The sequence below is a fragment of the Pseudoalteromonas sp. Z1A2 genome (genome assembly GCF_011378755.1).
In the GTDB taxonomy this organism is placed as follows: Bacteria; Pseudomonadota; Gammaproteobacteria; order Enterobacterales; family Alteromonadaceae; genus Pseudoalteromonas; species Pseudoalteromonas distincta.
The window spans coordinates 322,904-331,947 of sequence record NZ_WTKX01000001.1; the positions used below are offsets into that span (position 1 = coordinate 322,904).

Annotated in this window: 8 protein-coding genes and 1 pseudogene; 3 read left to right on the forward strand and 6 right to left on the reverse strand. The window is 36.3% G+C overall.

The genetic code is table 11. From position 1 onward, the window contains the following. Positions 1 to 6: 6 nt before the first annotated feature. From tssL to tagH, 4 genes are read right to left on the reverse strand one after another with little or no spacing between them, the layout of a single operon-like run. A complete protein-coding gene (tssL, locus tag GQR47_RS01385) occupies positions 7 to 1,287 on the reverse strand; it encodes a type VI secretion system protein TssL, long form (RefSeq protein ID WP_024603626.1) in 1,281 nt (426 codons plus the stop codon). 21 nt (positions 1,288 to 1,308) lie between these two features. Further along, entirely contained in the window at positions 1,309 to 2,637 is a 1,329-nt protein-coding gene (gene tssK / locus GQR47_RS01390; protein WP_024595399.1) for a type VI secretion system baseplate subunit TssK, read from the reverse strand. 15 nt (positions 2,638 to 2,652) lie between these two features. Next, the gene (tssJ, locus tag GQR47_RS01395; RefSeq protein ID WP_024595400.1) at positions 2,653 to 3,117 is read right to left on the reverse strand and encodes a type VI secretion system lipoprotein TssJ; all 465 of its coding nucleotides are present in this window, start codon (positions 3,115 to 3,117) and stop codon (positions 2,653 to 2,655) included. Positions 3,118 to 3,132: 15 nt separating this feature from the next. Continuing rightward, positions 3,133 to 4,461 carry a type VI secretion system-associated FHA domain protein TagH gene (tagH, locus tag GQR47_RS01400; protein ID WP_240915844.1) on the reverse strand — a complete coding sequence of 443 codons (1,329 nt, stop codon included), beginning with the start codon at positions 4,459 to 4,461 and terminating at the stop codon, positions 3,133 to 3,135. A gap of 476 nt (positions 4,462 to 4,937) precedes the next feature. On the opposite strand from tagH, the gene GQR47_RS01405 reads away from it, so the two are divergent. Both GQR47_RS01405 and GQR47_RS01410 read left to right on the forward strand, forming a co-directional pair. Next, entirely contained in the window at positions 4,938 to 6,911 is a 1,974-nt protein-coding gene (locus GQR47_RS01405) for a serine/threonine-protein kinase (protein WP_024595402.1), read from the forward strand. Between the two features lie 170 nt (positions 6,912 to 7,081). After that, a complete protein-coding gene (locus GQR47_RS01410) occupies positions 7,082 to 7,438 on the forward strand; it encodes a PEGA domain-containing protein (RefSeq protein WP_024595403.1) in 357 nt (118 codons plus the stop codon). Positions 7,439 to 7,502: 64 nt separating this feature from the next. On the opposite strand, the gene GQR47_RS01415 is transcribed toward GQR47_RS01410, so the two are convergent. Next, complete coding sequence (locus GQR47_RS01415; RefSeq protein ID WP_024595404.1) at positions 7,503 to 7,874, reverse strand: DUF1294 domain-containing protein; 372 nt, start codon at positions 7,872 to 7,874, stop codon at positions 7,503 to 7,505. A gap of 47 nt (positions 7,875 to 7,921) precedes the next feature. On the opposite strand from GQR47_RS01415, the gene GQR47_RS01420 reads away from it, so the two are divergent. Further along, positions 7,922 to 8,452 (forward strand): hypothetical protein, encoded by a 531-nt coding sequence (locus tag GQR47_RS01420; protein ID WP_024595405.1) that lies wholly within the window; start codon positions 7,922 to 7,924, stop codon positions 8,450 to 8,452. 62 nt (positions 8,453 to 8,514) lie between these two features. On the opposite strand, the pseudogene GQR47_RS01425 reads toward GQR47_RS01420, so the two are convergent. Next, positions 8,515 to 8,955: pseudogene (locus GQR47_RS01425) on the reverse strand (carboxymuconolactone decarboxylase family protein); the annotation flags it as partial. Positions 8,956 to 9,044: the final 89 nt, after the last annotated feature.

The following is a 9,044-nucleotide window of genomic DNA, read 5'->3' on the forward strand; positions in this document are numbered from 1 at the left end:
AGCCTCTTAAAATAATAAATCGATTTCAATTCGTCGGTTTAATGACCGAGAAGCTGAATCTGAATTACTGGCAATAGGCTCTGCTGCGCCCTTACCTTCGGGCCATAAACGCCCACTGAGGTTTGTACTTTTAGCCATAGAGTTTGCAACTTGCGTTGCGCGCGCTAAAGAAAGGTGCCAATTAGAAGGGTACTTATCAGTTCTAATTGGTGTGTCATCTGTATGGCCGGTTATTAAAATACGTCCTTTGGTTCCTTCAAGGCTTAACGCTAGTTTTTCTAAAATAGGCTGAAATGAAGGTAACAATTTAGAGTCACCTTGATTAAAAAGGCTCTCACTATTAATTGAGATTCTGATCCTATCGATATTTTTCTTTATCGTCACAATCCCCATTTGAATCTCAGTTTGTAATAGCTGCTCTAGTACAAGTAACTGCTGATCTTTTTTATCTACTGCTTGGTCTTCAGCTACAGGATGAATGATTGCAAGCTTGTCACTAACAGCCATAACATCATCATTTAGCTTCATATTTATAAATAAATAAACGGTAAGTAAAAGTAAGCCTAAAACAGAAAAAATAACCCATAATGGCACCTGATTTCTTAATTCTACGCCAGCGGCTACTCTTTGTTTCCAGTTAGGAGAAAGCTTATTATTGATTGGCCCATCTAATTGATTTAATAAGTGATACATTTGTGAGCGGTATTCTTCTACTTTATTGTCACCCACAGTATCTAGTCTGTACTTACCTTTAAAACCTAAATTTAAACAGTGGTATTGCAGCTCTAAAAAGGCTTTGTGTTGCTCAGGCTGGGCCAATGCATTATCAAGTAAAGTATAAAAGTACTCACCGCCAAAAGTTTCTTTATGAAATGTCGAAAGCAAGCTTTCGTCAGCCCATTCCATAGAACTCCATTTAGAGTTTAAAACTGATTCATCTAAAATTGCACATAAACAATAACGAGAGTTTTTGATTACATCTTTTGATAAATTTTGATTACGTAGTTCGACTTCAAAACGTTTGATAGCCTCTACACATCGATGCTTTAACGCAGCTAAGTTAGTCATCTCAACTGATTTTCTAATTGAAATAACCAAAGAGAAACAGTCTGTTGCGGCTTCCATTAATGGGTTTCTAAATATAGAAACCTTTGCATTACTAGGAATACTACTTGCAACAGGCTCAACAGACATGACTGTTTTGTCTGGATCATTATCTACTTGAGGATTATTTGAGGCATCACGCCCTAATCGACCAGGACGTGGTTTTATAATGGTTTCGTCCATTGAAACTCTTCCTTTTAAAAGTTAAGTTCTTATTGCCCACAGGCTTAGTTGTAACTCGGGGTAATTTCCTGACAAGTGAATAGCAATACCACCACTTGAATGAAGTTTTGCCCAATGCTCGCCATGTTTATTTAATTCAAAATAATGAAAACCTGCATGGTAAGGAATTTGACGCGGTGCCGTTGGTAAGTTACTGATTGTAATACCTGGGATTTGATTATTTACTAAATCTCGGATTGTCTCAACACTACCAATTTTAATTTGAGAAGGTAATATCTTACGAAGCTCCTCGTGAGGAACACTGGCTTTAATAGCCAATACAAATTGACCTGAGCTAAGTACTGATTTGTCTTTGAGCGCACCAAAAGAAATACCAAACTTGCTTTGCTCTAACTTTATTTCCGTAGCAGTTTGCTCAATTACATGACTTAAAGATTGGTATAAAAAGTTTATTACTTCACTAAATACCGGGCCTAAGTTTTTATGATCGTACTTAGGTAATTTAGGCACTCTTTTGTTTACGGTACTAAAAGTAGATAACTCACCAGCAAGCTCTATTAGACGAGTATAAAGAACGCTTGGATGAAGATTATTAACTGATAATAAGTTTTCAAAAACAGCGTCATACTTGTTTAATGTTTGCAGCATAATAAAATCAGCTACAGAGGTACTTCCCGCATAACCTTGGCACAATCTAACAGCAATACTCTCTGAGCGCTGCTTGATCATTGAGCCAATCTCTCTCACTAAACCAAGTAATGGCTTACACTGACCGACTTTTAACGATGCTGGTATATACTTTGGATCGAGCTTAATTTGACCTTCACTGCTAACTTCAACAATGCGTGCAAGTGGCAATAATATATAGCCTGCATGGTCGTCTGATGACAATACTAGCTTACTAAATACCTTAGCTACTTGAATAATTTCTTGAGCTTGTGCACCTAAAGAGTCATCACTTACAGATAAGTCGTTTAGTTTATAACGCGTAACAATATCCTCATCTAAAGATGAAATATTAATACCACTGGCTTTTAGTGCAGGAACCGCTAAATAAATTATTTCATCATAAACATCTTTGCCCACCACTAAAGGCTCAGGCAAAGAGGTAGATTGAGGCATATCGATAGGTAGCAAATCAGGGGTAATAGCTGACAATGACTCAATAGCAAATTGGCCTGAGCTTAATAGCTGAGTATCGATACTTATATCAAGTATGCCCCAAGGATCTGCTAAATTCCCATTACAAATTTGCTTAATTAAATGCGAAAAATGCTTATCTGACTGCTGAAAGTGTTGCGGCCTTAAGAACATTCCTTCGGTCCAAGCAACACGAGTGTTATCACTCATTGTACAAATCCTTTTTTACTGCTCTCTCATGTATGTAGCAATTGCTTCAACATTTACATCTATATCGTCATAGCCAGTTGGGTCAACTTCGATTACAGCTCTCCATCGTGCTTGATCGATATTTCTGTACGCGACAACAACACCAACATATCGTGTATTGCGGTTTAAGCTCATTTTATATTTTTGAACAGAGTTTGGCTGTAATTCTAATTCATCTTTTTTTAATAAGTCCGGGCCTAATAGTTTTTCAGGTGTTTCATACAGGCTAAAGAAATCCTGAGTATCAAAAATTGTTCTCGAGCTAAGCTCAAAAATTTTCATTACTACCGGTGAAGGTCTATCTGACGTGTCTGGATTTACATTTTTAGACACATTAATTTTTAGATCCGTAGAAGGAGGCACAAACTTATTAACAGTTGAACAACCCATGGCTAAAAACAGTAAACTGAAACTCATTAAAAAGAGCTTAAATTTGTTCATTATCTACTTTCCTTTCTAGAACGATTCTTTAATTCTATCGTTGTATGCTTTTAAGAAATCATCTGACAACGCCATAGCTCCCTTACTATTTACATCATGAGATAACTCATCATATAAATTTTTGTATAGCTTCCAGCACTTAGCCTCTGTTTGACCAGGGATGATTTTTAATACGTTAGAATTATCATTTATTTGTTGATTTATATGTTGGGGAGAAACTTGCTCTAACATCCCTTTTAATACGCCGTCAGCTCCTGCTAATAAAGCATGTTCATGTCTTCGCGTATCAACAAAGCTTTCTTTGATTGATTCTTGAGACGACAGGAAGCTTGCACTATTTCTGATGAATAAATTCTGAATAACGTCATCAATATCTGCCGAAAACTTAATTGGGTTATTTTGTTGAGTTTGAAACATCGTTTGGTTTAAACGTAATTGGTTTTTTACAAGCGCTCTTTGGCGAAGAGACTCCATCAACTCGGTCAGTAATAGATTTAACCCTTGGCCCATTTCAAACCAAAGTTCTTGTGAGTTTAATGAATTTTGTAACTCAGCTTTAACCCCCAGCCCGTTTAAAAAAGCATCAGTTAAAGCGGTATCTTCACTAAGCGATGTTGGATTTTTTTGCACTACTGGTTTAGGAGCAGGCTTTACTGCTTGAGGTTTAGTTACAGGCGTATCTAGTACTGGTGTATTAACTGAAGTTTGCTGCTCAACAGCTGGTTTTTGTTGTGGTTTACTTACAACAGGTGCTTGTTGAGTTACAGCTTCTGGGTTCATTAAGTGAGCAAGCTCATCCCAGTTTTCCGGTATTTGGTTAGCTGAATTAAGGTCACTGGCCTGAGTCATAGAAACTGCAGGCATAGACTCATCCATTATTGATTCATTAAAGTACTGTTCTGGCTCAGAAAAATGCTCCGTAGGATGCTGATAAGACCTTTCTGGCTCTTTGCTAATACTAGCTGCAGCGCTTAAATTACCATAATCGGTGTCAGCTGTTTTTTCATTAGTCGCTAATTTTACCTCTATCTGAAAATCACCCACAGTGATCGTATCACTATTTGACAAGCGTTGTTTATTGCCTTGACCTAATGGAGCCACACCAAAATTTACAAAAGTACCATTTGTAGATGTATCGTAAACATAAAAAGAGTCGCCCTCTTTAACTATGCGTCCGTGCTTACTAGAAATGATTTTTTCAGGATCAGGAAAATGCCAATCACATGCTTCTGAACGGCCAAATATTAGAGAGTCTTTTACTGTTTTAGTTGCTTCAATTTCTGGAGAGAGTCTATGATAACTAGTGATGTTTAGTATCAGTTCCATTTGATAAGTTAGTCCCATAAATCTACATTCCCATTAGGATAAAGTAGAAGAGAAACTATTGTCAACATTGAAATTAATATATAAAAATATACTCAACCATACAAAAGCTCAAATTTAAATAAATTAAATTAAACAAAACCTCTATAAAAAAGCCCTTTCAAAGCTTACAAAAGATATTTTGTATGTTCCCATTTAAAAAAATTGCTATTTAATAATTAGCATTACATTTTATTCATTTTAAGCCCCTAGAAGTGTTATAAAACAATGCCTGTAGGCTTACACTGTTTATAAAAATAAACAGTAAATAAACGATATTTCAATAATTAATATAAAAGCCCTTAATTTTTTAAAGTTTTGTACGAAAGTTCTGCTTTAGAAACATTGCTAAGTTGGCTAATTTTTGTAAAAATACAACGCTTATCAAAGGGAGAATTGATAAAAATAAAAAACTCACCTTTGCGATTATTTTAATATACACAATAAAAGGATTTATAATGAGCGGTGTCAACAGTTCTAATGATAAAACGCAGATAGCTTCGCTTGACTCAAATCTTCGCACGTCAAAAGCAATAAATAAATTAAACCTTATTGGTAAAAAAGTATCCGATCGCTACTTAGTTGAAGAACTTATTGGCCAAGGTGGCATGTGTTACATTTACCGAGCCAGAGATTTATTTTTAGAAAGTGCGAGTCGTCCTGAAGTTTTCGTAGCGATTAAAGTATTATTAGAAGAGTTTTCTCATTCTGAAGAAGCTATTTCACTTCTTAAGGATGAAACAACTAAAACACAACAGCTCTCCCATCCAAATATTGTAAAAGTATATTCTGCAGGTTCTGATAACGGTTTACATTACGTAACCATGGAATTAGTAGAAGGCGAAACGCTAGAGCAAATAATTAAACGCAACAAACCCTCTGGAATGGTTTTCAAAAAAGCGAGCGTGATTCTTAATCAACTTGCCGATGCTTTAATTTATGCCCATTCTCGTGGCGTCATTCATAACGATTTAAAGCCATCGAATATAATCTTCGATTCAAATGGTAGCCTCAAGGTACTTGACTTTGGTATTGCTAAACACAAAACCATTGAAGATGCCTATGCAGTTAATAGTGAATCAAGCCTAGGCACTGTAGGTGGTTATACGCCAACCTATGCAAGTCCTGAACAATTAAAAGGTGCTGCAGCATCCGTTAAAGATGACGTTTTTTCTTATGCGTGTATTGCCCTAGAGTTATTAAGTAGCAAACATCCATATAATCGTGTTGCAGCAGACACACTCCCTAAAGATACATCGGCAAAACGTCCTAGTAACTGCCCTTTATGGTTATGGGGCACACTTAATAAAGCAATTTCTTTAGATGCAGCAAAAAGAACTGATTCGTTAAAGCCTGTTTTAGATAAGCTTCAAAGTAACTTTAAACCGGCAATAGCACTTGCAGCCAGTACTGTTGTGTTAGCCCTTTTGGCTGGTCAGTACTATCTATCAAATACAAATAATATAAAGCAGCTTGAAGCAAAATTAGATAATGCAAAAGCAATTAACCAACAAGTAGAAACATGGATGTCTTGGGATGGGCCGGAGATTCTAAACAAGCTTGCAGAAATTCCACCTCAATACGAGGTATTAAAACAGGGATTATTAAGATCTAATCAAGCTAATATTCTACAAAGTTTTGATTACAGAGCGAATCAAATCAATACAAGCGCTAACAAGTTTAAAGACTTTGATGAAACAATTAATGTTTATAGTAAAGCCTTGGAGTATTACCCAGATTCAGAAAAGCTATCGGTACAACTCGAAAGCATTTTAAGAGAGCGTCAATCAATAATCTCAGATATTACTTCTCGTATTGATTTGTTACTTGAGCAATCTCGCTATAGTGAACTAGACAATAATAGTATTCCACAATTAATCAATGATTTAAGTGTAGTCGATAGCACCTACGTTTATCGCCCGTCTGAAGTGCATTTTGATAACTATAAACTTGCCTTAGATAAAGCGATTGAAGAAGATGATGTTATCACGCAAAAATCTTTACTTAATGTTGGTAAAGCTATTTTCACCAATAATCAAAAAAATGAACTTGGCTTTGCAGACCTTCTAAAAAGAGAGTCGGCGATAGATGCTTTAACGCTTTACCAAAAGAAAGTAAACCTAGGTGAACCAGCTGATTTTCCTACTGAAGATGCCGTCGTATTTTACGGTCCTAGATTTGATAGATACACACAAAAACTAGAGACGATTGAAGAGTACAGAGATTTATTAGATTTTGAAGAATTAATCAATACCGAGTCTGCAACATTACCTAAAGACTTTTCATTACTCGTTTCTTTAAAACAAGAATTATCTAGACGTTATATCACTATGGCAAATACGTTAATGAAAAGAAAGATGTACCGTACAGCAGAGCAACTAGTTGAAAGAAGCGAAGCTATTACTCAGTCTCTTGATAATGTAATGCTTTAAAAAGCTATTTATTGCGAGAGCATCACCAAATAACTAAAAATATATTAAACTAACAAACGTTTTGTTTTAACAAACGAAGGTCAAGGACGACGGGTTGAGCGATCATTTTGCATAAACTCCTCCAAGATTTTTCGTAATTATCACTATTTAAATGAGTTTATGGAGTACCTATGAAAAAGATAAGCGCACTAGCGGCATTACTAATACTAAGTGGTTGTTCAACTACATCGTCTGTAGATGAAACGCAGCAACTTGCAAAAGAAGAAGCAGTTCAAGTACAAGAAGAAATTGTCGAAGCTGTAGCACCTATTTCATTAACTGTAATCACTAACCCTAGTGATGCACGCGTACGCATTATGAACATTGCGCCTGTGTACCAAGATGCCATTGAACTTAAAGAAGGTAAGTACGACGTTGAAGTAAGCAAGCCAGGTTACTTAACTTACCGCAAGTGGGTTGTAGTCGATAAAAAGACAATTTTAACAGTAAATTTAGATGAAGTAGCAGCAACTGAAGCGGCTAACTAGTCCAGTATCTAAACTTTAATTATGCCTTTAAACATTTCACATGTATTAAAGGCATAATTTTAAACTACCCCAAATAATATAATAAACTCCCCACAGCCCCTACATTTATTAAAATACATAACCACAACACCACTATAAAACGCCGCTTTTGCGATTTATGACGAAGTAATTGTTGAGCAAGTAATGCCCCCGGCCATCCTCCAAATAATGCAAGTAGTTGCAGTGTGCGCTCTGGCGTGCGGTTTACTTTTTTATGTGAAGAGCGCTTAGCTTGTCGCTTATCCCACGCGTACATTAAAAAAGTGATAGCACTTAATACACTTATATAACCAGGTACATATATAGGTATATAAACAGGTAAGTATTGCAGTAGGTAAGCCTGCCAAATGGCGGCTAAATAAAGTAATGAGAATGTGATTAATATTTTCTTTATCAATTATCGCCTATACTTGGCATTGGTATTACAAAAACAAGAGCCAAATTATGACATATTTTAAAGCGATATTCTTAGTGTTATGCTTATTAACATTTAGTAGCTATGCATCCGATACATCCACCAACCTTGATAAAGAACTTGCCGTATTTAAGCCCTATTTAGGAACTTGGCAGGCTGACTTTAAAGTACCTGAAGGTGCTAAAAAAATACAAGATGTTGGCCGTTGGGAGCGTGCTTTAAACGGTAAAGCGATACATACCAAGCACTCTATTAATGAAGGTGAGTATGGCGGCGAGTCGATGATTTTTTACGACAGTAAAAAAGAGTCTTTGGTATTTTACTATTTCACAACAGCAGGGTTTTATACAAAAGGGACTATGAAAGTCCTCAGCCCCACTCAATTTGTAGCTTATGAAGATGTAACTGGTAGCCAAGATGGTATTACAAAGGTTAAATCGATGAGTGAACTAAAAGACGATAAATTTATTGTATCGACCTCTTATTTAAAAAAGGGTGAGTGGACAAAGCCCGAACAACGTATTTATACACGCAGTACAAAAACGGTTAAGTTTAAATAGCTGTGATTTAAAAGTACAAAAAAGGCAGCCTAGGCTGCCTTTTGTCATTTATAAAACCGTATTTATTTTACGTATTTTTTAAATGCAGCGTCTACTGGTGTATCAGCAAGGTGATTAGTGTAGTTGCTCATTACTTTTTGAGACAAGCCTACAATAATTTCAAGTAGCTGTTGCTTAGCGTAACCTGCGGCAAAGAATTTTTCGATTTGCTCATCGCTGATCACGCCACGTTCACGTGTCATTGCAAGTGTAGTTTCACGAAGAGTTTCTAGCTTAGGGTTTTCAAGTGGTGTTTTGTTAACAAGTGCGTCAACAATACCTTGATCAACCTTCATTGCCGCTGCAATGCCACTGTGAGCAGGAACACAGTAATGACAGTCGTGCTCTACGTTAATTGATTGCCATACTACTGTTAGCTCTTCTGCGTTGAATGATGTTTTTTGAAACAACTCATGCAGTACTTGGTAACCTTTAAGTAATGTTGGTGCTTCAGCCATTACTGCTGCATATTCTCATGCATCGCGATCACCTAATACTATCTAAGCTGATCACCTAATACCATCCATCAAGATCACTCAATACCATCGATGCC

Bases quoted from the DNA above. Each gene is read 5' to 3' on its own strand.
- tssL (WP_024603626.1), bottom strand. From the start codon at position 1,287: ATGGACGAAACCATTATAAAACCACGTCCTGGTCGATTAGGGCGTGAT.
- tssK (WP_024595399.1), bottom strand. From the start codon at position 2,637: ATGAGTGATAACACTCGTGTTGCTTGGACCGAAGGAATGTTCTTAAGG.
- tssJ (WP_024595400.1), bottom strand. From the start codon at position 3,117: ATGAACAAATTTAAGCTCTTTTTAATGAGTTTCAGTTTACTGTTTTTA.
- tagH (WP_240915844.1), bottom strand. From the start codon at position 4,461: ATGGGACTAACTTATCAAATGGAACTGATACTAAACATCACTAGTTAT.
- GQR47_RS01405 (WP_024595402.1), top strand. From the start codon at position 4,938: ATGAGCGGTGTCAACAGTTCTAATGATAAAACGCAGATAGCTTCGCTT.
- GQR47_RS01410 (WP_024595403.1), top strand. From the start codon at position 7,082: ATGAAAAAGATAAGCGCACTAGCGGCATTACTAATACTAAGTGGTTGT.
- GQR47_RS01420 (WP_024595405.1), top strand. From the start codon at position 7,922: ATGACATATTTTAAAGCGATATTCTTAGTGTTATGCTTATTAACATTT.